This window comes from Streptomyces sp. NBRC 110035 (assembly GCF_000829695.1).
Classification (GTDB): Bacteria; Actinomycetota; Actinomycetes; order Streptomycetales; family Streptomycetaceae; genus Streptomyces.
Genome location: NZ_BBNN01000016.1, coordinates 375,280 through 398,808 on the forward strand (window position 1 = coordinate 375,280; position 23,529 = coordinate 398,808).

Consider the following 23,529-nt stretch of genomic DNA (forward strand, 5'->3'; position numbering starts at 1 on the left):
GCACATGGGGGAGACGGTGCGGACCCTGCCGTACGGCGAGTGGCCCTCGCCCGTCGACGCGGCCACGGCCGCGGCGCACGACGGGAGCCCCGAGTACGTGGGGTTCGTGGGGGACGAGGTGTGGTGGACCGAGCCCCGGCCCGCCGAGGGCGGCCGCCGCACCCTGGTGCGCCGGCACCCCGACGGCGCCGAGGAGCCCGTCCTGCCCGCCCCGTGGAACGTGCGCAGCCGGCTCCACGAGTACGGCGGACGGCCCTGGGCCGGGTTCGTGCGGGACGACGACCCGCTCGTGGTGTTCGTCGACTTCGCCGACCAGCGCCTCTACCGGTACGAACCGGGCGGTGAGCCGCGTCCGCTGACCCCCGTCTCCCCGGTGGGGCAGGGACTGCGCTGGGCCGAGCCGACCCTGCTGCCGGACCGCGGCGAGGTGTGGTGCGTCCTGGAGGAGTTCACCGGGGACGGACCAGGTGACGTGCGCCGCGTCCTGGCCGCCGTCCCCCTGGACGGCTCGGCCGCCGACGACCGCGGGGCCGTGCGCGAACTCACCGACGACCGGTACCGGTTCGTCACCGGGCCGCGCCTCGCGCCCGACGGGCGGCTCGTCGCCTGGCTGGCCTGGGACCATCCCCGCATGCCTTGGGACGGCACCGAACTCCGCCTCGCCGACGTCGCCCCCGACGGCGCCCTGCACGACGCCCGCACCGTGGCCGGCGGCCCCGGCGAGTCGGTCGCCCAGGCCGACTGGACCCACGACGGCCGGCTGCTCCACTCGAGCGACCGCACCGGCTGGTGGAACCTCTACCTCGACGGCGAACCCGTCTGCCCGCGCGAGGAGGAGTTCGGCGGGCCGTTGTGGAAGCCGGGCTCGCGCTGGTTCACCCCGCTGGACAGCGGTCTGATCGCCGTCGTGCACGGCCGGGGCGCCGCCACGCTCGGCATACTCGACCCGCAGACGGGTGACGTCGTCGACGCGGCGGGACCCTGGACCGAGTTCCCGCCCACGCTCGCGGCCCACGGTGAGCGCGTCGTCGCGGTCGGAGCGAGCCCGCGCAGTGCCCACGAGGTCGTCGAGCTGGACACCCGCACCGGCAGGACCCGGGTGATCGGCGCCCCGCACGAGGACGCCGTGGACCCCGCCCACTACCCCGAACCCCGGATCCGTACCTTCACCGGACCGGACGGCCGCGAGATCCATGCCCAGGTGTATCCGCCGCGCAACCCCGGCTGCGCCGGGCCCGACGGCGAGCTGCCGCCGTACCTGATCCGGGCGCACGGCGGGCCCACCGGCCGGGCACCGCTCGCCCTCGACCTCGAGATCGCCTACTTCACCTCGCGCGGCATCGGCGTCGCCGAGGTCGACTACGGCGGCTCCACCGGCTACGGGCGCGCCTACCGCGACCGGCTGCGCGGACAGTGGGGCGTCGTCGACGTCGAGGACTGCGCCGCCGTCGCGCGCGCCCTCGCCGACGAGGGCACCGCCGACCGCGACCGGCTCGCCGTCCGTGGCGGCAGCGCCGGCGGCTGGACCACGGCCGTCTCCCTCACCACGACCGACCTCTACGCCTGCGGGACCATCGTCTACCCGGTGCTCGACCTGACCGGCTGGGGCCCGGGGGAGACCCACGACTTCGAGTCCCGGTACCTCGAGAGCCTCGTCGGCCCGCGCGCCGAGGTCCCCGAGCGGTACGCCGAACGCTCGCCCGCCGCGCACGCCGACCGGCTCACCGCGCCGTTCCTGCTCCTCCAGGGCCTGGACGACCGCATCTGTCCTCCCGCGCAGTGCGAGCGGTTCCTGGCCCGGCTGGAGGGCAGGGGCGTGCCGTACGCGTACCTCACCTTCGAGGAAGAGGGCCACGGTTTCCGGCGCGCGGAGACCGTGGTGCGCGCGCTGGAGGCCGAACTGTCCCTGTACGCCCAGGTGTTCGGACTGGAGGTGCCGGGCCTGCCGGTCCTGGAACTGACCGCACCAGTCCGGGCGAACCGGTGAAGCGGGCCGGGCGGCCGAGCCGCTCCGGGCAGCTGACGGGCCGGGTCGAACCGTTGCGGCGGCCGTCCCGGCTCGGTCCCGGCGCCCGGGTGGCCGTCGTCGCGCCCAGCGGGCCCGTGCCGGAGGAACGGCTGCAGGCAGGTCTCGACACACTGCGCGGCTGGGACCTCGACCCGGTGGCCGCACCCCATGTCCTGGACCGGCACGGCGAGTTCGACTACCTGGCCGGCACCGACGCCGACCGGGCCGCCGACCTGCAGGCCGCCTGGTGCGACCCCGCGGTGGACGCGGTGATCTGCGCCCGGGGCGGCTACGGAGTGCAGCGCATGGTCGACCTGCTCGACTGGACGGCGATGCGGGCGGCCGGACCGAAGGTCCTCGTCGGGTTCAGCGACATCACCGCCCTGCACGAGGCGTTCGCGACCCGGCTCGGCCTGGTCACCCTGCACGGGCCGATGGCGGCAGGCGTCGACTTCCTCAAGAACGCCCGCGCGCAGGAGCACCTCAAGGCCACCCTGTTCGCCCCCGAGACCGTCCGCACCCTCACCTCCGACGGCACGGCGCTCGTCCCCGGCCGGGCGCGCGGCGTCACGCTCGGCGGCTGCCTCGCCCTGCTCGCCGCCGGCCTCGGCACCCCGCACAGCAGATCCTCCGCGCGCGGCGGCCTGCTGTGCCTGGAGGACGTGGGGGAGGAGCCGTACCGCCTCGACCGCTACCTCACCCAGCTGCTGCGGGCCGGCCGGCTCGACGGCGTGGCGGGGCTGCTGCTCGGCTCCTGGGCGCAGTGCGGCCCGTACGAGAAGGTGCGGGCCCTGCTCGCCGACCGGCTCGGCGGTCTCGGCGTGCCCGTGGCCGAGCAGTTCGGGTTCGGGCACTGCGACGGGGCGCTCACCGTGCCGTTCGGCGCGACGGCCGAACTGGACGCGGACGCGGGCACCCTGACGCTCGACGAACCGGCGCTGGACTGAGCCCGTCCGGCGCGCGGCAGCGGGCATCGGGCACCCGTCGTAGGGTGGCACGGTGCCGCACCCCGCTTCCCGCTACCTCGCCGAAGGCCCCCACGTGGGGATACGTCACTTCACCCACGCGGACAGCGCCGAGTTCACCGCCCGCGCCCGGCAGAGCAAGGAGCTGCACCACCCCTGGCTGTTCCCGCCGGACAGCTCCTCGGCGTACTCCGCGTACGCGCAGCGGCTGATCGAGGACCCGGCCAGGGCGGGCTTCCTGGTCTGTGAGAAGGACGACGGCTCCGTCGCCGGGTTCATCAACATCAACAACATCGTGCACGGCGCGTTCCAGTGCGGCGTCCTGGGGTACGGGGCGTTCGCGCACGCGGCGGGGCGCGGGCTGATGCGCGAAGGGCTCGGCCTCGTCGTGCGGCACGCCTTCGGGCCGATGCGGCTGCACCGGCTGGAGATCAACGTGCAGCCCGCCAACGCCGCCTCCATCGCCCTGGCCCGCGGCTGCGGATTCCGCCTCGAGGGGTTCTCTCCGGACATGCTCTTCATCGACGGCGCCTGGCGCGACCACGAGCGCTGGGCACTCACCCGCGAGATGTGCGGGCCGCACTGATCGTGCCGGCGCGGCCCGGGTCCGGAGGACGGAGACAGCCGTTGCCAGGCGGGCCAGGCGGGCCAGGCGGGTCAGGCGGCGCGGCGGTCCGCGTACTCGTACACCGCCCCGTCCGGGTGCCGTGCGATGAGATTGCGGCCCACCGGGGTGGGCAGCGGGCCCGCGATGATGTCCGCGCCCATCTCGGCCAGCACCTGACCGGCCTCCTCGACGTCCTCCACCGCGATGGTCGCCGCCACCTTGCGCAGCACGTCCAGCTCGGCCGCGGGGCCGCTCATCAGCAGGAAGCAGCCGACGGCGGCCACCTGGACACCGGCCCGCTCGAAGCGCAGGGCCCTGCCTCCCGCCAGCCGCTCGTAGAAGGGGATCGCGGTCTCGATGTCGTCGACGCAGACGCGCAGTGTGGCACCCAGAATCTCCATGACGACGAGCCTAGTTGGCCCGCTGCGGCGGTTGTACCTCGGCCCGCCCCACCTCGTGCCCGGCCGGATCGGGGACCGGCGGACGTTTGGCCCCCCGGTCCGGGGAAACGCGGAAGTCTCCCGAAGCACGTGACGACAGCGTTGGAGGCGAGCCGTGGGGCGACCCCGCATCGTGATCGTCGGTGCCGGCTTCGCCGGTTACCGCACCGCCCGCACCCTGTCCCGGCTGTCCCGGGGGCGGGCCGACATCACCCTGCTGAATCCGACCGACTACTTCCTGTACCTGCCCCTGCTGCCCCAGGTCGCCGCCGGAGTCCTGGAGCCCCGCCGGGTCACGGTCTCCCTCTCCGGCACGCTCCCGCACGTACGGCTGGTGCTGGGCGAGGCCGGCGGCATCGACCTCGACGCACGCACCGTGCGCTACACCGGCCCCGAGGGCGAGGGCGGCACCCTCGCGTACGACCGGCTGGTGCTGGCCGCCGGCAGTGTCAACAAGCTGCTGCCCATTCCCGGCGTCGCCGAGCACGCGCACGGCTTCCGGGGTCTGCCCGAGGCGCTGTACCTGCGCGACCACGTGACCCGGCAGGTGGAGCTCGCGGCCGCCACCGACGATCCCGCGACATGCGCCGCCCGGTGCACCTTCGTCGTGGTCGGTGCCGGTTACACCGGAACCGAGGTCGCCGCGCACGGAAAACTGTTCAGCGACGCGCAGGTTCACCAGCACCCCATGCGGACCGGCATGCGGCCACGCTGGCTGCTGCTGGACATCGCCGACCGCGTGCTGCCCGAACTCGACGAGCGGCTCTCCCGCACCGCCGACCGGGTCCTGCGCGACCGGGGCGTGGAGGTGCGCATGGGAACCTCCGTGAAGGAGGCCACGCACGAGGGGGTGCTGCTGACCGACGGCGAGTTCGTCGACACCCGGACGGTGGTGTGGTGCGTGGGAGTACGGCCCGATCCGCTCGCAGAGTCGCTCGGGCTGCCCATGGAACGCGGGCGGCTGCTGGTCGACCCGCAGCTGCGGGTACCGGGCCGGCCCGAGGTGTTCGCCTGCGGCGACGCGGCGGCCGTCCCCGACCTGGAGGAGCCCGGGCAGTACACCCCGATGACCGCGCAGCACGCCTGGCGGCAGGGCAAGGTCTGTGCCCACAACGTCGCCGCCTCCCTCGGCGACGGCGAGCCGCGCGCCTACCGCCACCGCGACCTGGGCTTCGTGGTGGACCTCGGTGGCGTCAAGGCGGCGGCCAACCCGCTGGGCGTCAACCTGTCCGGTCCGGCGGCGGGCGCGGTCGCCCGCGGCTACCATCTCGCGGCGATGCCCGGCAACCGGGTCCGGGTCGCCGCCGACTGGCTGCTGGACGCCGTACTGCCGCGTCAGGCGGTCCAGCTGGGGCTTGTACGGTCGTGGTCGGTGCCGCTCGACACGGCCTCCCCGGAACTGGCCCGGGTGCCGTCCGGCCCGGGGCGGGAGCACCACGCCGACGAGGACGACGAGCCCGCCGGACCGCGGCCGGCCCCCGGGCGGCCCGCCGCATCGCAGTCGGCCACCGAGCCGGCGAGGAACCAGCCCGGTGGTGAGCCCGCGAGGAACCAGCCCGGTGGTGAGCCCGCGAAGGGCGGCCGGCCGGCCCCAGGGCCGCCCACCGGCCCGGACATCGCCCCCGGCCCCGTCAAACGCACCGACACCCCGGGGAACGAGGCAGGCCACGCCGACGCGACCGGACCCAGGTACCCCCGTGATCCCGACGACCCCATCCCTCCCGCTCAAGGAGACTCATGAACACCGGTGAACTCGTCGAGCTCGGACAGCAGTTGCGCGTGGACAGCATCCGCGCCGCGGCCGCCGCCGGCTCCGGGCACCCCACGTCCTCCATGTCCGCGGCAGACCTGATGGCCGTCCTGCTGGCCCACCACTACCGCTACGACTTCGACCGCCCCGACCACCCGGGCAACGACCGCCTCGTCCTCTCCAAGGGACACGCCTCGCCCCTGATGTACGCCGCCTTCAAGGCGGCCGGAGCCATCGACGACGAGGAACTGCTCACCTTCCGCGAGCTCGGCAGCCGTCTCGAAGGGCATCCCACTCCCCGGCGGCTGCCCTGGGTCGAGACGGCCACCGGGTCGCTCGGCCAGGGGCTCCCCGTCGGCGTCGGCATCGCGCTGGCCGGTAAACGGCTCGACCGCACCGGCTACCGGGTGTGGGTGCTGTGCGGGGACAGCGAACTGGCCGAGGGCTCGGTGTGGGAGGCCGCCGAGCAGGCCTCCTACGAGAACCTCGACAACCTCACCGCCGTCGTGGACGTCAACCGGCTCGGCCAGCGCGGCCCCACCCGGTACGGGCACGACCTCGACGCCTACGCCCGCCGGTTCCAGGCCTTCGGCTGGCACACCGTGGAGGTGGACGGACACGACGTCGACGCCGTCGACCGCGCCTGCGGCGAGGCGGCCTCCACCAGGGGGCAGCCGACCGTGATCCTCGCCAGGACCCTCAAGGGCAAGGGCGTCGCGGCCGTCCAGGACCGTGAGGGGATGCACGGCAAGCCACTGCCGGAGGCCGACGAGGCGATCGCCGAACTCGGCGGCCCGCGCGACCTGCGCGTCCGGGTGCGGGAACCGTCCGACGCACGTGTCCTGCAGGCCGTGTCCACCGGGCAGGCCGAACCGCCCCGGTGGGACAAGGGCGGGAAGGTCGCGACGCGCGACGCCTTCGGCGAGGCGCTGGCCGCCCTCGGCACCGCGCGCGGCGACGTCGTGGCCCTGGACGGAGAGGTCGGCGACTCCACCCGCGCGGAGCTCTTCGCCAAGGAGCACCCCGAGCGCTACGTCGAGTGCTACATCGCCGAGCAGCAGATGGTCGCCGCGGCGACCGGCATCGCGGCGCGGGGCCGGGTGCCGTACGCGACCACCTTCGCCGCCTTCCTGACCCGCGCGTACGACTTCGTCCGCATGGCGTCGATCAGCGGTTCGGGGATCAACCTCGTCGGCTCGCACGCCGGCGTCGCCATCGGCCAGGACGGGCCCAGCCAGATGGGTCTCGAGGACCTGGCGATGATGCGGGCGGTGCACGGATCGACCGTGCTGTACCCGTGTGACGCCAACCAGACCGCGCGCCTGGTGGCCGCCATGGCGGACCTCGACGGCATCCGCTACCTGCGGACCTCGCGGGGCGGGAGCCCGGTGATCTACGGCCCCGACGAGGAGTTCCCCGTCGGCGGCAGCAAGGTGCTGCGTTCCTCGGCCGAGGACCGGCTGACCGTGCTCGCGGCCGGTGTCACGGTGTCCGAGGCGCTGGTCGCCGCGGACACCCTGGCCGAGCAGGGCATCGCGGTCCGGGTGATCGACCTGTACTCGGTCAGGCCCGTCGACCGGGACACCCTGCGCCGGGCGGCGGAGGAGACCGGCTGCCTGCTGACCGTGGAGGACCACCACCCGGAGGGCGGTCTCGGGGACGCGGTCCTCGACGCCTTCACCGACGGGCGGCCCGTCCCGCGCCTGGTACGGCTGGCCGTCCGGGACATGCCCGGTTCGGCCTCGCCCGAGGAGCAGCTGCGGGCCGCGGGCATCGACGCCGGTTCCATCGCGGCGGCCGGACGGCTGCTGGCGGAGGGGGCGATCGTGCCGTGACCGACAGCGGCGGCGACGGCCGTGACGGCGGGGCCCGTGACGGTGTGCGGACGGCGCGGACCGGCCGCCGCAGGGTGGGGATCCACCGGCCGGGGGAGGTGCTCTTCCCCGGCGGCGGGGGCGCCCGGGAGCACACCGGGGGCGACCTCGTCGCACACCACCGGGCCGTCGCCCCGTTCCTGCTGCCGCACCTGCGTACCGGCCCCCGGGCCGGACTGTCGCGCCGGGGCCGCGCACGGGGACCGGCCCGCCGGCGGCTGAGCGCCCCGGGCGGTGGGAACAGGACGCCGACACGGCGGCCGGCCGGCGGCCGTGCCCCGAAGGAGGCTTCGTGACCGGACTGCGGTACGTGTACGCCATATGCCGTCCCTACGGCACGCCGCTCCAGGCGCAGCTGTCCGGTGTGGCGGGCTATCCGCCCCGGCTGCTGCCGCACCACGGCCTGGTGGCCGTCGTCAGCCATGTCCCGGAGGCCGACTTCGCCGAGGAGGCGTTCCCCGCGCGCCGGGAGGACCCCGACTGGCTGACCGCGGTCGCCCGCGCCCACCAGGGCGTCGTCGACGCGCTCACCACCGTCACCACCCCGCTGCCGTTGAGGCTGGGCAGCGTGTTCCCCGACGACAGCGGCGTACGGACGATGATGGAGACGCGCGAGGAGCACTTCCTGCGGACGCTGGACCGGCTGGAGGGCCGGGTGGAATGGGGCGTCAGGGTCTTCGTGGAGGAGCCGGCCGAGACCTCCGCCGTCCCACCGGTGTCCCCGCGGCAGGCCGAGGTTCTCGCGAACCGGCTGTTCGAGACGCTGTCCGGGTACGCCGAGGATTCCCGTCCGTACGCGTCACGCAATCCCGCGCTCCACGACGACCGCACCCCGGGACGCAGTGTGCTCGACGCGGCTTTTCTCGTACCCCGGGCGGAATCCGAGAAGTTCGTGGAAAGGGTGGAGCGGGCCAAAGGCGCGGTGCCCGGAATCCGCGTGGACCTCACCGGACCGTGGGCGGCGTATTCGTTCGCCGGGGAAGGCGCCTGAACGGCCCGGAGTGCAGACCCCTGGAAAGGGGTCTGCACTCCGGGAGCCCGAGGGGCTTCGAGGGCTCGGCCTTCGCACCGGGCCCGGGGGTTTTCTTCATCTCACCACCGATACCAACGGCCCCTGCCGCCGCTCGCGGACGTGCCGCGCATGAAGAATCCCAGCAGCCACAGGACAAGGACCGCCAGCGCGATCCACCAGAGCACCTTCACGGCGAATCCGGCGCCGAAAAGAACCAGAACCAGAAGCAGTACGAGCAGAACAGGAACCATTGTCTCGACCTCCTGCACTACTGGTTGCCCGGAATTCTCGTTTCACGCGTCCTCGCGGCAGAGGATCTCTCCGTGCAGCACGCTGAACCATCCGTCGTCCCGCGCGCCCCACTCCCGCCAGGCGTCCGCCACCGCCCTCAGCTGCTCACCGGTGGCGTGGCCCTGCCCGGTGGCCGACCCGGCATACTCCGACGCCACCGTGCGGTCGGCCCACAGACCGCTCCACCAGGCCCGTTCCTCGGAGGTCGAGTAGGTCCAGGTGCCCGAGGTCGCGGTGATGTCCGTGAACCCGGCGGCCAGTGCCCAGGCCTTCAGCCGCCGCCCCGCATCCGGCTCGCCCCCGTTGGCCCGTGCCACCCGCCGGTACAGGTCCAGCCAGTCGTCCATGCCCCGGGACAGGGGGTACCAGGTCATCGCCGCGTAGTCCGCGTCGCGGACGGCGACGACGCCGCCCGGCGCGGTCACCCGCTTCATCTCGCGCAGCGCCCGCACCGGATCGCCCACGTGCTGGAGCACCTGATGGGCGTGCACCACGGAGAACGTGTCGTCCGGAAAGTCCAGCGCGTGCACGTCCCCCACCGTGAACGCGGTGTTCGTCAGGCCCCGCCCGGCGGCCGTCGACCGGGCCCGCTCCAGGACACCCGGTGCCCGGTCGAGCCCGGTGACGTGTCCGTCGGGGACGAGCGCGGCCAGGTCCGCGGTGATGGTGCCGGGCCCGCAGCCGATGTCCAGGATCCGCGAGGAGGGCTCCAGCGCCCCGAGGAGGTACGCCGCCGAGTTGGCCGCCGTCCGCCAGGTGTGCGACCTGAGCACCGACTCATGGTGCCCGTGGGTGTAGACGGCTGTCTCCTGCGGTGCGGACATGAGAGGGCCCGTCCCTTCCTGTCGCGTTCCGGCGTTCCGGCGTTCCGGGGTGCCGTGCGTGACCGACACGGTAGGCGATCCGACCGTATTGTGAGACCCGTGTTTCACATGTCGGGCGAAGGGTCGCGGCCGCGGGCGTGCGCGGGCCCGGCGGTCAAAACGGTTTGCCACCCGTGTCGACGCCCCGGACAATCGCCTCCCATGGGTCACCTCGAAGCCGCGTATCTGGAGTACTTCCTTCCCGACGGGAGGGCGCTTCTGGGCGACGTGTCCTTCCGGGTGGGGGAAGGGGCCGTCATGGCCCTGGTGGGGCCCAACGGCGCGGGCAAGACGACGCTCCTGCGTCTCCTCTCGGGCGAGCTGAAGCCGCACGGCGGATCGGTCACGGTCAGCGGCGGCCTCGGCGTCATGCGCCAGTTCGTGGGCTCCGTACGGGACGGGACGACCGTGCGCGACCTGCTCGTCTCCGTCGCCGCACCCCGGATCCGCGAAGCGGCCCGCGCCGTCGACGAGGCCGAGCACGCCCTCCTCACCGTGGACGACGAGGCCGCGCAGCTGGAGTACGCGCAGGCCCTCGCCGACTGGGCCGAGGCACGTGGCTACGAGGCCGAGACGCTCTGGGACATGTGCACGACGGCCGCGCTCGGAGTCCCGTACGACCAGGCGCAGTGGCGCCAGGTGCGCACCCTCTCCGGCGGTGAGCAGAAACGCCTGGTCCTCGAGGCGCTCCTGCGCGGCACCGACGAGGTCCTGCTCCTCGACGAGCCCGACAACTACCTCGACGTGCCCGGCAAGCGCTGGCTGGAGGAGCGGCTCGAACAGACCCGTAAGACCGTGCTGTTCGTCTCTCACGACCGCGAACTCCTCGCCCGCGCCGCCCAGCGCGTCGTCTCCCTCGAACCGGGCCCCGCCGGCGCCGGCGCCTGGGTGCACGGCGGCGGCTTCGCCACGTACCACGAGGCCCGCCGCGAACGCTTCGCACGCTTCGAGGAGCTGCGCAAACGGTGGGACGAGAAGCACGCCCAGTTGAAGAAGCTGGTGCTGAACCTCCGCCAGGCAGCCTCCGTCAGCCACGACATGGCGTCCCGGTACCAGGCGGCGCAGACCCGGCTGCGCAAGTTCGAGGAGGCCGGCCCGCCACCGGAGCCACCGCGTGAGCAGGACATAAGGATGCGCCTGAAGGGCGGCCGGACCGGAGTCCGTGCGATCACCTGCGAGCAGCTCGAACTCACCGGCCTGATGCAGCCGTTCGACCTGGAGGTCTTCTACGGGGAGCGGGTCGCCGTGCTCGGCTCCAACGGCTCCGGCAAGTCGCACTTCCTGCGCCTGCTCGCCGGGGAGGAGGTGGGCCACACCGGCGGCTGGCGGCTCGGCGCCCGCGTCGTCCCCGGACACTTCGCGCAGACGCACGCGCACCCCGAACTGGAGGGCCGCACCCTCCTGGACATCCTGTGGAAGGAGCACGCCCAGGGCCGGGGCGCCGCCATGTCCCGGCTGCGCCGCTACGAACTGACCGGCCAGGCCGAGCAGACCTTCGAGCGGCTCTCCGGCGGCCAGCAGGCCAGGTTCCAGATCCTCCTCCTCGAGCTGCGGGGCGTCACGGCCCTGCTGCTCGACGAGCCGACGGACAACCTGGACCTGGAGTCGGCCCAGGCGCTCCAGGAGGGCCTGGAGGCGTTCGAGGGCACGGTGCTGGCCGTCACGCACGACCGCTGGTTCGCCCGCTCCTTCGACCGCTACCTGGTCTTCGGCAGCGACGGCAGGGTCCGGGAGACCTCCGAACCGGTGTGGGACGAGCGCCGGGTGGAACGGGCCCGGTAGGCGGAACGGGCCCGGTGGCCGGGATGTTCGTAGAGTGGATGCAGGGACGCGGGGCCCGTGGCCTTCCCCGGCGGGTACCCGGACCGCAGGACGCACACGACGAGCGGGGCACACGATGACCGGAGTCGAGCCGAACCGCCTGGACGACCAGCAGCTCATGAAGGAGCTGGAAACCATCCACCGCACGCGTCACGACACACTGCTGTACGCCTCCAACGGCGCGCTGCGGGCCCACAACGAGCGCATGGCGCAACTGGAGGGGGAGTACCTGCGCCGCAACCCCCGCCGCCGGGTGGCGGCGGCCCGCACCCGCGAGGGCGCCCGCGAGCGGACCGGCGCGGCCGGGGCGACCCCCACGGCCCCGGGCACCTGACCTTCGTCCGGGCGGGAGGCCGGCCCCTCGTGCGGGCGCGGTGCGGCCGTCCCGGACTCCTGCCCGGGACGGCCGCCGGCCTCAGGCGGCCCCGGCGTCCGCCTCCGCGGCGAAGACCTCGAGATACGTCTCGCAGAACGCCTTGAGGTCGTCCGGCTTGCGGCTGGTGACCAGCTTGCCGGGGCCGTGGTCGCAGACCTTCACCTGTTCGTCGACCCAGGTGGCACCGGCGTTGCGCAGGTCGGTTGCGAGGCTGGGCCAGCTGGTCAGCTCCCTGCCGCGGACCACGTCCGCCTCGATGAGGGTCCAGGGCGCGTGGCAGATCGCAGCGACCGGCCGCCCCTGCCCGGCGAAGTCCCGCACGAACGCGACGGCCTTCTCGTCCGTGCGCAGGAGGTCCGGGTTGGCCACGCCGCCCGGCAGCACCAGCCCGCCGAAGGCGTCGGCCGACGTGTCGCCGACGACCTCCTGCACGGGGAAGGTGTCCGCCTTGTCGAGATGGTTGAAGGCCTGGATGCTGCCGGACCGCGTCGACACGAGCACGGGTTCGTGACCGGCGTCCACGGCCGCCTGCCACGGCTCGGTCAGCTCGACCTGCTCGACACCTTCGGGCGCGACGAGGAATGCGATGCGCATGGTGCGCTCCGTCCTTTCCGTATGAGTTGTTCGGATGTCGTGTGGGGGGAGCCGGACGCCTACGCGTTCTCCGTCTCCCGGGACCGGGTCAGCGCCTCGGCCAGTTCCTGGACGCTGTCGTAGCGGGCCTGTCGCGGCAGCCGCTCCAGCGCCTCGACGAGCGTGTCGGGGGCGTGCCGCCGGCTCAGGGTGCGCATCAGCTCGCGCGGGCCCGCGGGGAACGCCCCGCGGCCCAGGATCCTGGCCAGCTCCAGCCGCACCGACTCCAGTGACGTCGGTGCGCGGCTCGGCGTCACCGGGCCGTGCGCCACCTCCGGGTCGTCCTCGGCGGACGGCTCCGGATCGTTCCACTCCTCGGTCCGGGTGGGGCGCCCCGACCTCAGCAGGCCCTGCAGCTCGTGCTTCATCTCGTCGTCGCGGTGAGCGCTCAGCCGGTTACTGCCTCGCTGCATGTTTCCCTCCAGATGGTTCGGGGTGCGCACCGCGTACCCGGACAGCGGAGACCGACACGGGGTTCGCCGGGCGGATCGTCATCGCCTCCACCAGGAGCCTCGCGCGCCGCCGGTTTGCGCCGGGAGCTGCGGGAGACCCGGTTCGCTCGCTCCTACGTGCCCCCCACGCGTCTCCTGGAAAGGGACCGGTCATGGCGGTGCTCGCCGTGCTCATTCCGTCGCTCATGCTCGGCGTCGTGCTGATGCTGGGCCGTTACGAGGAACTCCTGCTGCCCGTCCCGCCCGAGCGGGCCCCCGACGGCCTCGCTCCACCGGGCGACGCGGGCACCCGGGCCGGTGCCACGCTCGCCGCGCCGGCCGTCCGGGCGGGACCGGGGCGGGTTCCCGGCGGTTCTTGATCCGCTCTTGGTCCGCCGTACGGGTTCCGGCGTACCAGGGTTTCACCCGCTCGGGCGTGCGCGTCCCGCGAATGGGGCCCGGCCGCGCGCGATGCGGTGGCCGGGGGACTGTGATGGATGCGGGGCGTGACCCCCGTGCCCGCCGACGTGGGATCACCCCCGCGGCCGTCGAACGGGACGCCGTGCCCCGGCCGTCGCCCGAAGGAGCCCGCACCATGCGCCGCACCGCCCGTGCCCTGACCCTCGCCGCAGCCGTCGGTGCCGTCCTCAACGTACTCGTGCCCGCCGCGTCCGCGGAACCGTCCGCCGAGGTCAGTCCGGGCAGCGTGGCCCCGGGCGGCACCGTCACCGTCTCGGTCTCCTGCGACCCGACCGACGGGCCCCCGCCGCAGACCCTGGAGGCGACCTCGGCGGCCTTCGACGGGGAGGTCGTCGAACTGAGGAAGGCCACCGGCGCCGACGAGGAGGAGTCCGGCCCGGCCTACCGCGGCACCGCGGACATCCAGGACGTCCTGGCCGCGGAGGGCACGGCAGGGACCCGGGAGGACGAACCCTTCGACGAGGAGATCGACGAGGAACTCGATGAGGTGTTCCACGAGGACCGGGACGAGGGCCTGGACGGCGACCCGAACGAGGAACTCGGCGGGGGGACCGGCGGAGGCGCCGTCGACGGAGATGCCGAGAACACCGAGAACACCGAGGAGGCGGAGGGCCCCGCGAGCCCCGCCGACGGTGCGTTCGACGCGCTCACCCCCGAAGCGTTCGGCGCGCTCGGCGCCGTCGGCACGGAGGGCGGCGGCTCCACGTGGACCGTCGAGGGCACGTGCCCGGCCGCACCCGGCGGGAAGGGCGAGCCGTGGAGCGTCACCTTCACCGTCGTCGCCCGCCACCCGGGCGGTTCCGGCGTCCCCTCCCGCGCGCCGTCCCCGTCCCACCCCCGCAAACCGTCCCCCTCCCACAAGCCGTCCCCTTCGCCCTGCCCTCCGTCCGGGCACGCCCACTGCAGTGGTCCCACCGTTCCGGGAGGCGTCCACGCGGGAGCGGGCGGCGGATCCACCGGTTCCGTCCCCGCCCTGGTCGCGGGCGGGTTGCTGGTCGCGGGTGCGTTCGGCGCCGCCGCCCACCGGCTCCACCGGGCCAGGGGCACGCGTACGGACCGCTGATGCCTCCCCGGGCGGCCTTCCACGACCGGCCGGCCCCCGCACCCGGTCCTCCCTGCCGGGGCATGGACCGGAGCGGGACGGGCACCGTGGGTACTGACAACCGTGGGTACTGACACCGGACACTGCGTGGAGGTGCGTATGCGGCGGACGGACCCCGAAGGCCACGGCCCCGTCCGTTTCGGGCCGGCGCTGCCCGAGGACGGACTGCCCGTGCTGCCCGAACTGGCCGCCGTCCTCGCCGCCGCCGTGTCCCGCCCGGAGGCCGAGCCGGTCGGAGGCGGCCCGGTCCTGCTGGACGCCGCGTGCGGCCACGGCGACCGGCGCGGCCTGCCCGCAGCGCCGGACCGGGTGGCCGCCGGGCCCGGCGCGCCCGCGTTGCTCGTGGCGCTCACCGCGGCGATCGGCGGGGGCGTGCTGGTGCCCCGGCCCTGCGCCGCCTGGTGGGCGCCCTACGCCCGGCTGCTCGGCCGCCCCGCCTTCCATGTGCCGACGCCCGCCGAGAGCGGAGGCGTCCCCGACCCGTACGCCCTGCTGGAGACCGTGCGGCGGCTGCGTGCCGAGGGCGGCGACCCCCGTCTGCTGGTGCTCTCCGTCGCCGACGACCCCACCGCCACCGTCGCCCCGCCCGAGCTGCTGCACGAGACCCTCGAGGCCGCCGTCGGCGAGGGGCTGCACCTGGTGAGCGACGAGACCTGGCGCGACACCCTGCACGCACCGCACGAGACCGTGCTGCTCAGCCCCGCCGAGATGCTGCCCGAACGGGTCACCGTGGTCACCGACCTGGCGGGCGCCCTGCTCCCGCCCGGCTGGCCCGCCGCGGTCGCCCGTTTCCCGGTGGGCGCGGCGGGCGGCGCGCTGCACGCGCGCGTGCTCGACGTCCTGACCGCGCTCGACGCGCGGGTCGCCACCCCGGTCGCCGCGGCCGCCGCCTACGCGCTGTCCGAACCGGAACCGGTCACCACGCGGGTCGCGGCCACCGTCCGCCTGCACGCCCGGGTGGCCGCGGCCGCGCGCGACGCGGTGGTCCCCGCGGGAGCCCTGGTCCGGCCCCCGCAGGCCGGGCGGCACCTGTACGTCGACCTCGCGCCGCTGGCCCCGGCACTCGCCGCGCACGGTGTCGGCGACGCGCAGGAGCTGGAGGACTTCCTCACCGGACGGCTGGGCATGCCCGCGGCGGGCGGTCACCGCTTCGGCGACGACCTCGAAGCACCCCGCGTACGGCTGTCCACCGCGCCTCTGCTCGGCGACACCGCCGAGCGGCGCGCGGAATGCCTCGGGTCCTCCGCGCCGTTGGAACTCCCGTACCTGCGAAGCAGGTTGATCCACCTGAAAACGGTCTTCGACGATCTCCGCGATGACGCCCAGCGAGGGGAGCCCGATCGATGACGCAGCACTCCGAGCCGACCACGAGCACCGCCCCGCACACCGCCGGCCCGAACCCTGCCGGCCCGGTGGCCGGTTCCTCCCCGGACCCGTACCCTCCGCTTGCCGAACCCCGTCCGCTCGCCGAACGGCGGGTGTGGCCGCGCACCTTCCACGACCGGCTCACCTCCCCGCTGCCCGGCCTGAAAGGGCTCGCCCGCTTCGCCCGCGAGGGCTCCACCAGGCCCGGCCCGCAGGGTCTCGCCGACATACCGCGACTGCCCTACGCCCCCGGCCCGCTGCCCCGTGTCGGTACCCGCACGGTCGCCGCCACCTGGGCGGGGCACGCCAGCTGGGTGGTGCGGATCGGCGGACTCACCGTGCTCACCGACCCCGTCTGGTCCCGACGCATCCTCGGCACCCCGGCCCGCATCACCCCCGTCGGCGTCGCCTGGGAGGCCCTGCCCCGCGTCGACGCGGTCGTCATCAGCCACAACCACTACGACCACCTGGACGCCCCCACGCTGCGCCGGCTCCCGCGCGACACCCCGGTGTTCGTGCCGGCCGGGCTCGCCGGCTGGTTCCACCGCCGCCGGTTCACCCGCGTCACCGAGCTGGACTGGTGGGAGGCCGCCGAGCTCAAGGGCGTCCGCTTCGACTTCGTGCCGGCCCACCACTGGTCCAAGCGCACCCTCACCGACACCTGCCGCTCCCTGTGGGGCGGCTGGGTGCTCACCGACTCCGACGGGCAGCGCGTCTACTTCGGCGGCGACACCGGCTACGGCCACTGGTTCTCCCGGATAGGGCGCCGCTACCCCGGCATCGACCTCGCCCTGCTGCCCATCGGCGCCTACGAGCCGCGCTGGTGGCTCAGGGACGTCCACTGCGACCCGGAGGAGGCGGTCCTTGCCGCCCGTGACCTCGGCGCGCGCCGGATGGCGCCGATGCACTGGGCGACGTTCGTCCTCTCCGCCGAACCGGTGCTGGAGCCCCTCACCCGCGTCCGTGCCGCCTGGGACCGGGCGGGCCTGCCCCGCGAGCACCTCTGGGACCTGTCCGTCGGCGGCTCCCGCGTCCTGGAGTGAGCGGAGCCGCCCGGCGCCCACCGCCGCCCGCCCGTCGTCCCCGGGGGGCGGGCGGTCATCGCGCTGCCGCCCGCCCCCGCAGGTAACGCCACGCGCCCGGAGCCGTACTGATCAGGACGGTCAGGACGATCGCCGCGAGCACGCCCTGCCAGGGCTCGTCGAACAGCGAGCCGCCGAGGACGCCGATCAGCTGGTACGTCGCCGCCCAGGCCAGACAGGCCGGCAGGTTGCCGCGGACGAAGCGGCGGACGGGCCAGTCGGCTATCAGGCAGGCCAGCATCACCGGAAGACGCCCCGCCGGCACCAGCCGGGACAGCACCAGCACCGAGACGCCGTGGTCGGCGAGTTTCTCCCGCGCCTGACTCAGCCGCTCCTCCGGCGCCCGCGCCCGGATCGCCTTCAGCCAGCGCGAGCCGTTCCGCGACCGCATCCCGCGCCGCCCCAGCCAGTAGAGCGCGGTGTCCCCGATGAACGCGGCCAGCGAGGCCGTCGCGAACACCAGCACCATCGAGACCGGTGCCGCCCGGTGGAAGGCGACCACCGCCGCCGCACTGACCAGCGCCCCGGTCGGTACCACCGGCACCAGCGCCCCGATCAGCACCAGCAGGAACAGCGAGGGGTACCCGATCGCCTGCTGGGTGGTGTCCGGAGCCACCGTCACCGGCACGGCCGTCTGCGTCAGGGCGGCGGGCAGGATCACCGTGGAACCTCCAGGCGCACGCTCTCCCCGTGCCCCAGCCGGTGCACCGGCACCCCGGGCACCCGCTCGGCCGCCCGCCGCACGAACTCGTCGCCCGGCGAGTGGAACTCGTGCGGACGCACGGCGTCCATGCCGATCGGCCAGTACGTGCCGTAGTGCACCGGCACCGCGCTGCGCGCCCCCAGCCGGGCCAGCGCCTCGGCGGCGCGGACCGCGTCCAGATGTCCCTCGCCGAGGTACGGGCCCCAGCCGCCCACCGGCAGCAGCGCCACGTCGACGGGGCCGACCTCCTCGGCCATCGTGTCGAACAGCCCGGTGTCACCGGCGAAGTAGGTCCGTGCCTCGCCCTCCATGACGTAGCCGAGGGCGGGGGAGCGGTGCCGCCCGAGCGGCAGCCGCCGCCCGTCGTGCCGGGCGGGCACCGCCCGTACGACCAGGTCGCCCGCCGTCAGGACATCACCGGGCCCCACCTCGCTCACCCTGAGATGCGTGAGCCGGCGCAGCGCCGGCACCGCACGGCGTGCGCCCCGGGGCACGAGCAGGTGCGTGCCCGGGGCGAGCAGGGCCAGCGACGGCACATGCAGATGGTCGGCGTGCAGGTGGGAGACCAGCGCGAGGTCCGCGTGCCGGGCATCCGGCGGCGGCAGGGCGCCGCGTCGGCGCCGCAGATGGGCGAACCGGCGGGCGAACAGAGGGTCGGTGATCACGCGCGTGCGCGCATCCTCGACCGTGCAGGTGGCGTGACCCCACCAGGTGACCTCCACCGGCACCGCTCCGCCTCCTTCTGCGACTCCCCGAAGCCTACGCGCAGGAGTAGGGTCGGCGGCCGGGTCCGGAGGTGAGGGGGTGCCATGGGGACGGTGCGGGTGATCGCGATCGCGAGTCTGACGCCGCTGGAGGAACTGGACGCCGATCCCTTCCTCGTGGACTCCCGCAGCCAGCACGCCATGTGCGCCCGCTGGGCCGACGAGCGCGGGTACGTGGTGACCCGGGAGCTGCTGGTGCGCGGCCTGCGCCCCGACCACGGCGTGCTGTGGGACGGCGTGCGGCCCGGCTCCGACCTGTTCGTGGCCCCCAGCCGCCGGGTGCTGGAGAGCGCCCTGTCCTGCGTCGAGGAGTTCACCGCCGAATGCGCGCGGCGCGGGGTGCGCGTGGAGACCGTCGGCCACGCCGAACCGCTGTACGACGCCGCGATGAAGGCCCGGGTGCACCGCCGCCTGTCCATGCCGACCGCGGGCTACGACGGCCGTTGAGACCCGCCCGCCCGGCTCCGGGGCGCCGCCCGCGGGTTGTGGGAGACGAAACGGTACGTCCGGGCGTTGTGGCAGGGTGTGGGTACGGACGGGGGCCGGTTCGCAGGCCGCCCTGGCGGCAGACGGGCCGGGACGTGAGGTGGACTGGACGTGAGTGGCGTGCGGTGGCGGCGGATCGCCAGTCAGATCGGGCGGAGCGTCACGGTGTGGGCGGTCGCCACCCTCACCATGCTGGTGCTCGCCGGCATCCTCCCCGACTTCCGGCTGCGCTCCGCCGACGGCGACAGCGCCACCGACATCGCGGTCACCGCGGCGCTCGGCGCCGGCGCCTTCGGCCTGCTGTCGGCACTGGTGTGGCCGCTGCTGGTGCGCCTGCTGCTGCTCGTACCGGCGCTCGTCCTCGGCCTGCTGGTGTTCTTCCTCAACGGCGCGCTCCTGCTGGTGGCGCTGCGGCTCAACCCCGTCGAGCGCGGCACCGCCGCCTGGGAGACCGCGGTCGTGGTCGCCGCCGTGATGTCCGCCGTCGCCTCCGCCACCGGAGCGGCCCTCGCCGTGCGCGACGACGACGCCTACCGCCGCCGCCTCTACCGCCTCGCCGACCGCCGCCGCCGCACCACACCGCCCGTCCCGGCCACCCCCGGCACCGTCTTCCTGCAACTGGACGGCGTCGGCCACGACGTCCTGCTGCGTGCCGTCGGCGACGGCCTGATGCCGACCGTCGCCCGCTGGCTCGGCACCGACGACGCCGGCCTTCCCCACTCCCACCGGCTCACTCCCTGGCGCACCGACTGGTCCAGCCAGACCGGCGCCAGCCAGCTCGGCATCCTGCACGGCAGCAACCACGACGTCCCCGCCTTCCGCTGGTACGAGAAGGACCGCCGGGAGGTGATGGTCTGCAACCGCCCCACCAGCGCGGTGGAACTCCAGCAGCGGGCCGTCCGGTACGCCGGACACCCCGGACTGCTCGCCGACGACGGCGCCAGCCGCGGCAACCTGTTCAGCGGCGGCGCCGACGAACAGGCCCTGGTGCTGTCCATCGCCGCCCGCCGCCGCAGCCGCGAGAACCGCTCCCGCTCCGGCTACTTCGCCTACTTCTCCGACCCGGCCAACGCCGTGCGCACCGCCCTGTCCTTCGCCGCCGAGGTGATCCGCGAGATCGGCCAGTCCACCCGCGCCCGGTGGACCGGACAGCTCCCGCGCGTCTCCCGCGGCGGGCTCTACCCCTTCATACGGGCCTTCGCGACCGTCGTCGAACGGGACGTGGTCGTCTCCGCCGTCATGGGCGACCTGCTCGCCGGCCGTACCTCGGTCTACGCCGACCTGGTCGCCTACGACGAGGTGGCCCACCACTCCGGGCCTGCCGGCCGGGACGCCGAGAAGGTCCTGCAACGCCTCGACCGCTCCCTCGCCCTGGTCGAGCACGTCGCCGAACACGCCCCCCGCCCCTACCGGATCGTGGTCCTCTCCGACCACGGCCAGAGCCCCGGAGAGACCTTCCGCTCCCGCTACGGCCTCACCCTCGGCGACCTGGTGCGGGCCGGCTGCGGACTGCCCGTGCCGCGCCGCGCCCGGCGCACCCACAGCGGCGCCGAGGCCCGCGCGGCGGTCCGGGCGGCGCTGCACCGCCCGGTCGAGGAGCACATCGAGCAGCACCGCCCCTCGCGCGGCTCCGAGCCCCTCGTCCTGGCCTCCGGCAACCTCGGGCTGGTCTCCTTCCCGGACGTGCCGCACCGGATGACCAAGGAGGAGATCGACGCCCGCCACCCCGCCCTGCTGCCGACCCTCGCCAACCACCCCGGCATCGGCTTCCTGCTCGTCCGCAGCCAACGGCACGACGGCGTCGTGCTCGGCGCGCACGGCGCGGAGATCCCCCTGGACGAACTCGACGACGACCCCGGGCCGCTCGACGTGTTCGGTCCGGGCGCCGCCGACACCGTACGCCGCACCCACTCCTTCCCGCACACTGCCGACATCATGGTCAACTCCTTCCACGACCCCGCCGACGGCGAGGTGCTCGCCTTCGAGGAACAGATCGGCTCCCACGGCGGCCTCGGCGGTGACCAGTCCCGTCCCTTCCTGCTCTCCCCGGTCGTCCTGTCCCCGCCGGTCCCCGACGGGGAGGAACTCGCCGGCGCCGAGCAGGTCCACCACGTACTGCGCCGCTGGCTGCAGGAGGCGGACGACTCCGTGCCGAAGCCGGAGCAGGACCGGGAACAGGCGGCCTAGGCCTGCGGCGAGAGCGGGTCGCGCGGCAGGTGCCCCTTCCGCCACCGGCCCCAGCCCCGTCCGGCGGGACAGACCGCCCATGTGCCGCCGGACACGGGGTACATGAAGGCGGATCGTGGTTGTCCCGACCGTCCGAGGAGGTACGTGCCGTGCCCGCCGTCAAGCGTTGGCTCGACCGGAGTCTTTCCGCCCAGGCGATGGTGGTCTTTTTGTCGGGGGTGGGGATCGCCGCCCTGTTGCGCAGGGACGAGCATCCCGTGCTCTGGGTCGCGCACGGCGCGCTCTACACCGGTGTCACCGTGGCGGTCCTGGCCGTCCAGCGTCGCCGTGCCGTACGGGCCGCGGGCGTGGGGCCGGGAGCGGTCGCCGACCTCCACCGCAGGATACGGCGTGGTGAGGTGCCGCAGGACCCGGAGGAACGGGCGGCCGTGCGGCGGCTGGCCGACGACCAGCTCGGCCGCATGCAGCGCGCGGGCCGGTGGTTCCCCTACTGGCTCGCCCTGATGGGGCTCGTCGCTGTCGGCCTGCTCGTCCTCGGCGTGGTCAGCGGCTCCGTGGTCCCCTCGGTGGCCTTCGCGGCCGGCACGCTCGGATTCTGCTGGTGGGCCGTCTGGATGCGCCGCCGCTCGATGCGTCGTCTCCGCACGGCACGCTCGGCGGTGGACGGTCCGGGCGCACCCGTGTGACGGGCCCGCACGGAGGCGCGGCGGCGCCGCCGCCCTCCCTCACCGTGAGGGCGCCGGTCCTACGACCGCGTCGAGCCGTAGTGTGATCGGATAGGGCCGGGAACCCGGTGGCCCGGGAGTCTCCCGACCGCTTTCCTCCCCGGCCGCACACACGGCCGGACTTCTTCGAAAGGATGCGTCATGGCAGCCACGCGCTCCGCACACACCGTCTGGGAAGGCAATCTCATCAAGGGCAGCGGGGTCGTCACCTTCGACTCCTCCGGCAGCATCGACGAGCAGCCGGTCACGTGGGCGTCGCGCGCCGAGGAGGCGAACGGCAGGACCAGCCCCGAGGAGCTGATCGCCGCCGCGCACTCCAGCTGCTACTCGATGGCCTTCTCCAACATTCTCGACAAGGCCGGCAACCCGCCGACCCGCCTGGTGACCTCCGCCGACGTCACCTTCGTGCCCGGTACGGGCATCACCGGCATCCACCTCACCGTCGAGGCCACCGTCCCCGGCCTGGACGAGGCGGCCTTCCTCGCCGCCGCCGAGGACGCCAAGGTCAACTGCCCGGTCAGCCAGGCGCTGAAGGGCACCGAGATCACCCTGACGGCGAAGCTCTCCTGACCCGTTTGCCCTGCACGTGGAGGACGTACGGACACCCGCAGGCCGCCCCGCAGGGGGCGGCCTGCGGGTGTCCGCGTCCCTTGCCCCGACGCCCCGGGGAGCCGAAGAGGGAGATCCCGAGGACCCCGAGGACAGGGAGCCGCCCCGCATGACGTCACGGCCCGCCGTCTCCGCGCACCGGGGAGGCTCCGAACACGCCGCGCCCGCGACCCGGGAGGCCTACGAGGACGCCCTGCGGTCCGGCGCGGAGTACGTCGAGTTCGACGTACGGCGCACGGCGGACGGGTTCTTCGTCGTCCACCACGACGCCCGTGCGGGACGCACCGGCCCGCCGCTCGCCACCCTCACCCACGCCGAACTCTGCGCGCGTGTCGCGTACCCCGTTCCCGTCGTCGACGACGTCATGGAACTGATCACCGGGAAGCTCGTCGGGCATCTCGACCTGAAGGAGACCGGTCACGAGCGGGAGCTGATCGACCGCGCGATCGCCCTGCTCGGCCGGGACGGCTTCGTCGCCACCAGCCTGGAGGACCGCTCCGTCGCCGCGATCACCGCGGCCTTCCCCGGCGTACGCACCGCGCTCTCCCTCGGCCGGGACGGCACCGGGGTCCCGCGGGCCCGGCTGGCGCGCACCCGGCTGAGCGAACTGCTGCCCATGCGGCGGGTCCGTGCCTGCGGCGCCCACGGCATCGCGGTGCACCAGCGGCTCGCCCGCGGCGGGGCGCTGCGCGAGGCGGCCCGCAACGGACTGTTCACCATGGTGTGGACGGTCAACGACGCCGCTCCGATGCGCGCCTTCCTCACCGACCCGCGCGTGGACGTACTGGTCACCGACCGCCCCCGCCGCGCCGTGGAACTGCGCGCAGGGGGCGGTTGAGGGCGGGTGACGAACGACCCGGGCGCACTATTGACAACAGCGCGCTCAAGTTTTCTGCTGGAAGTCCGGAAGTCCGAAGGGGGGTGCCCTGGCGGAAGGGGACAGCGATGGGACGTG

Annotated in this window: 23 protein-coding genes and 2 pseudogenes; 18 read left to right on the forward strand and 7 right to left on the reverse strand. The window is 74.3% G+C overall.

From position 1 onward, the window contains the following. Nucleotides 1–4: 4 nt before the first annotated feature. From TU30_RS04215 to TU30_RS04225, 3 genes are read left to right on the forward strand one after another with little or no spacing between them, the layout of a single operon-like run. Nucleotides 5–1,987, forward strand: a complete 1,983-nt coding sequence (locus tag TU30_RS04215; RefSeq protein ID WP_042164615.1) for a prolyl oligopeptidase family serine peptidase — start codon at nucleotides 5–7, stop codon at nucleotides 1,985–1,987. Continuing rightward, complete coding sequence (locus TU30_RS04220; protein WP_370626552.1) at nucleotides 1,984–2,955, forward strand: LD-carboxypeptidase; 972 nt, start codon at nucleotides 1,984–1,986, stop codon at nucleotides 2,953–2,955. Before TU30_RS04215 ends, TU30_RS04220 begins: the two co-directional genes overlap by 4 nt. Before the next feature lie 52 nt (nucleotides 2,956–3,007). Next, a complete protein-coding gene (locus tag TU30_RS04225) occupies nucleotides 3,008–3,559 on the forward strand; it encodes a GNAT family N-acetyltransferase (protein ID WP_042164617.1) in 552 nt (183 codons plus the stop codon). 71 nt (nucleotides 3,560–3,630) lie between these two features. Here the strand turns inward: TU30_RS04225 and TU30_RS04230 are convergent, their stop codons facing one another. Then, entirely contained in the window at nucleotides 3,631–3,981 is a 351-nt protein-coding gene (locus tag TU30_RS04230) for a VOC family protein (protein ID WP_042164619.1), read from the reverse strand. A gap of 154 nt (nucleotides 3,982–4,135) precedes the next feature. Between TU30_RS04230 and TU30_RS04235 the strand changes: the two genes are divergently transcribed. From TU30_RS04235 to TU30_RS04250, 4 genes and pseudogenes are all read left to right on the forward strand, one after another. After that, nucleotides 4,136–5,761, forward strand: coding sequence for an FAD-dependent oxidoreductase (locus TU30_RS04235; RefSeq protein WP_078878099.1), 1,626 nt, complete (start codon nucleotides 4,136–4,138; stop codon nucleotides 5,759–5,761). Then, nucleotides 5,758–7,605 carry a transketolase gene (locus TU30_RS04240; RefSeq protein WP_042164621.1) on the forward strand — a complete coding sequence of 616 codons (1,848 nt, stop codon included), beginning with the start codon at nucleotides 5,758–5,760 and terminating at the stop codon, nucleotides 7,603–7,605. The genes TU30_RS04235 and TU30_RS04240 overlap by 4 nt, the downstream gene beginning before the upstream one ends. Next, nucleotides 7,602–7,811: pseudogene (locus TU30_RS36870) on the forward strand (ATP-dependent DNA ligase); the annotation flags it as partial. The gene TU30_RS04240 and the pseudogene TU30_RS36870, both read left to right, overlap by 4 nt. Nucleotides 7,812–7,936: 125 nt before the next feature. Further along, nucleotides 7,937–8,635, forward strand: coding sequence for a GvpL/GvpF family gas vesicle protein (locus TU30_RS04250; protein WP_042164626.1), 699 nt, complete (start codon nucleotides 7,937–7,939; stop codon nucleotides 8,633–8,635). 101 nt (nucleotides 8,636–8,736) lie between these two features. Here the strand turns inward: TU30_RS04250 and TU30_RS04255 are convergent, their stop codons facing one another. Both TU30_RS04255 and TU30_RS04260 read right to left on the reverse strand, forming a co-directional pair. Continuing rightward, nucleotides 8,737–8,907 (reverse strand): hypothetical protein, encoded by a 171-nt coding sequence (locus TU30_RS04255; RefSeq protein WP_042164855.1) that lies wholly within the window; start codon nucleotides 8,905–8,907, stop codon nucleotides 8,737–8,739. A 42-nt stretch (nucleotides 8,908–8,949) separates the two neighbouring features. Beyond that, nucleotides 8,950–9,771, reverse strand: a complete 822-nt coding sequence (locus TU30_RS04260) for a methyltransferase domain-containing protein (RefSeq protein ID WP_042164629.1) — start codon at nucleotides 9,769–9,771, stop codon at nucleotides 8,950–8,952. A gap of 201 nt (nucleotides 9,772–9,972) precedes the next feature. Here TU30_RS04260 and TU30_RS04265 point away from each other — a divergent pair, with 201 nt between their 5' ends. Next, a complete protein-coding gene (locus TU30_RS04265; RefSeq protein WP_042164632.1) occupies nucleotides 9,973–11,592 on the forward strand; it encodes an ABC-F family ATP-binding cassette domain-containing protein in 1,620 nt (539 codons plus the stop codon). A 38-nt stretch (nucleotides 11,593–11,630) separates the two neighbouring features. Then, nucleotides 11,631–11,965, forward strand: a pseudogene (locus TU30_RS04270) (DUF6158 family protein). A gap of 81 nt (nucleotides 11,966–12,046) precedes the next feature. On the opposite strand, the gene TU30_RS04275 reads toward TU30_RS04270, so the two are convergent. Together TU30_RS04275 and TU30_RS04280 are read right to left on the reverse strand one after the other, a co-directional pair. Further along, nucleotides 12,047–12,601: a type 1 glutamine amidotransferase domain-containing protein gene (locus TU30_RS04275; protein WP_042164636.1), complete on the reverse strand. Its 555-nt coding sequence runs from the start codon at nucleotides 12,599–12,601 to the stop codon at nucleotides 12,047–12,049. A 59-nt stretch (nucleotides 12,602–12,660) separates the two neighbouring features. Further along, entirely contained in the window at nucleotides 12,661–13,053 is a 393-nt protein-coding gene (locus TU30_RS04280) for a DUF2795 domain-containing protein (protein ID WP_042164639.1), read from the reverse strand. A gap of 191 nt (nucleotides 13,054–13,244) precedes the next feature. Here TU30_RS04280 and TU30_RS04285 point away from each other — a divergent pair, with 191 nt between their 5' ends. From TU30_RS04285 to TU30_RS04300, 4 genes are all read left to right on the forward strand, one after another. Further along, nucleotides 13,245–13,451 (forward strand): hypothetical protein, encoded by a 207-nt coding sequence (locus tag TU30_RS04285; RefSeq protein WP_042164641.1) that lies wholly within the window; start codon nucleotides 13,245–13,247, stop codon nucleotides 13,449–13,451. 215 nt (nucleotides 13,452–13,666) lie between these two features. Then, on the forward strand, nucleotides 13,667–14,614 hold the full coding sequence (locus TU30_RS04290) for a hypothetical protein (protein ID WP_042164643.1): 948 nt from the start codon (nucleotides 13,667–13,669) through the stop codon (nucleotides 14,612–14,614). Between the two features lie 138 nt (nucleotides 14,615–14,752). Next, a complete protein-coding gene (locus TU30_RS04295) occupies nucleotides 14,753–16,000 on the forward strand; it encodes an aminotransferase class I/II-fold pyridoxal phosphate-dependent enzyme (protein WP_042164645.1) in 1,248 nt (415 codons plus the stop codon). After that, entirely contained in the window at nucleotides 15,997–17,061 is a 1,065-nt protein-coding gene (locus TU30_RS04300) for an MBL fold metallo-hydrolase (protein ID WP_042164647.1), read from the forward strand. Before TU30_RS04295 ends, TU30_RS04300 begins: the two co-directional genes overlap by 4 nt. 55 nt (nucleotides 17,062–17,116) lie before the next feature. Here the strand turns inward: TU30_RS04300 and TU30_RS04305 are convergent, their stop codons facing one another. Continuing rightward, nucleotides 17,117–17,761, reverse strand: coding sequence for a DedA family protein (locus tag TU30_RS04305; protein ID WP_234307766.1), 645 nt, complete (start codon nucleotides 17,759–17,761; stop codon nucleotides 17,117–17,119). Then, the gene (locus TU30_RS04310) at nucleotides 17,758–18,531 is read right to left on the reverse strand and encodes an MBL fold metallo-hydrolase (RefSeq protein ID WP_042164650.1); all 774 of its coding nucleotides are present in this window, start codon (nucleotides 18,529–18,531) and stop codon (nucleotides 17,758–17,760) included. Before TU30_RS04310 ends, TU30_RS04305 begins: the two co-directional genes overlap by 4 nt. Nucleotides 18,532–18,612: 81 nt before the next feature. Between TU30_RS04310 and TU30_RS04315 the strand changes: the two genes are divergently transcribed. The 5 genes from TU30_RS04315 (at nucleotide 18,613) to TU30_RS04335 (ending at nucleotide 23,412) form a co-directional block, all read left to right on the forward strand. Continuing rightward, the gene (locus tag TU30_RS04315) at nucleotides 18,613–19,014 is read left to right on the forward strand and encodes a hypothetical protein (protein WP_042164652.1); all 402 of its coding nucleotides are present in this window, start codon (nucleotides 18,613–18,615) and stop codon (nucleotides 19,012–19,014) included. 150 nt (nucleotides 19,015–19,164) lie between these two features. Next, nucleotides 19,165–21,240 (forward strand): phage holin family protein, encoded by a 2,076-nt coding sequence (locus TU30_RS04320; RefSeq protein WP_042164654.1) that lies wholly within the window; start codon nucleotides 19,165–19,167, stop codon nucleotides 21,238–21,240. 149 nt (nucleotides 21,241–21,389) lie between these two features. Then, nucleotides 21,390–21,926 carry a hypothetical protein gene (locus TU30_RS04325; RefSeq protein WP_078878100.1) on the forward strand — a complete coding sequence of 179 codons (537 nt, stop codon included), beginning with the start codon at nucleotides 21,390–21,392 and terminating at the stop codon, nucleotides 21,924–21,926. Between the two features lie 180 nt (nucleotides 21,927–22,106). Beyond that, nucleotides 22,107–22,535, forward strand: coding sequence for an OsmC family peroxiredoxin (locus TU30_RS04330; protein ID WP_042164656.1), 429 nt, complete (start codon nucleotides 22,107–22,109; stop codon nucleotides 22,533–22,535). Between the two features lie 148 nt (nucleotides 22,536–22,683). After that, entirely contained in the window at nucleotides 22,684–23,412 is a 729-nt protein-coding gene (locus TU30_RS04335) for a glycerophosphodiester phosphodiesterase family protein (protein ID WP_042164658.1), read from the forward strand. Nucleotides 23,413–23,529 lie beyond the last annotated feature (117 nt).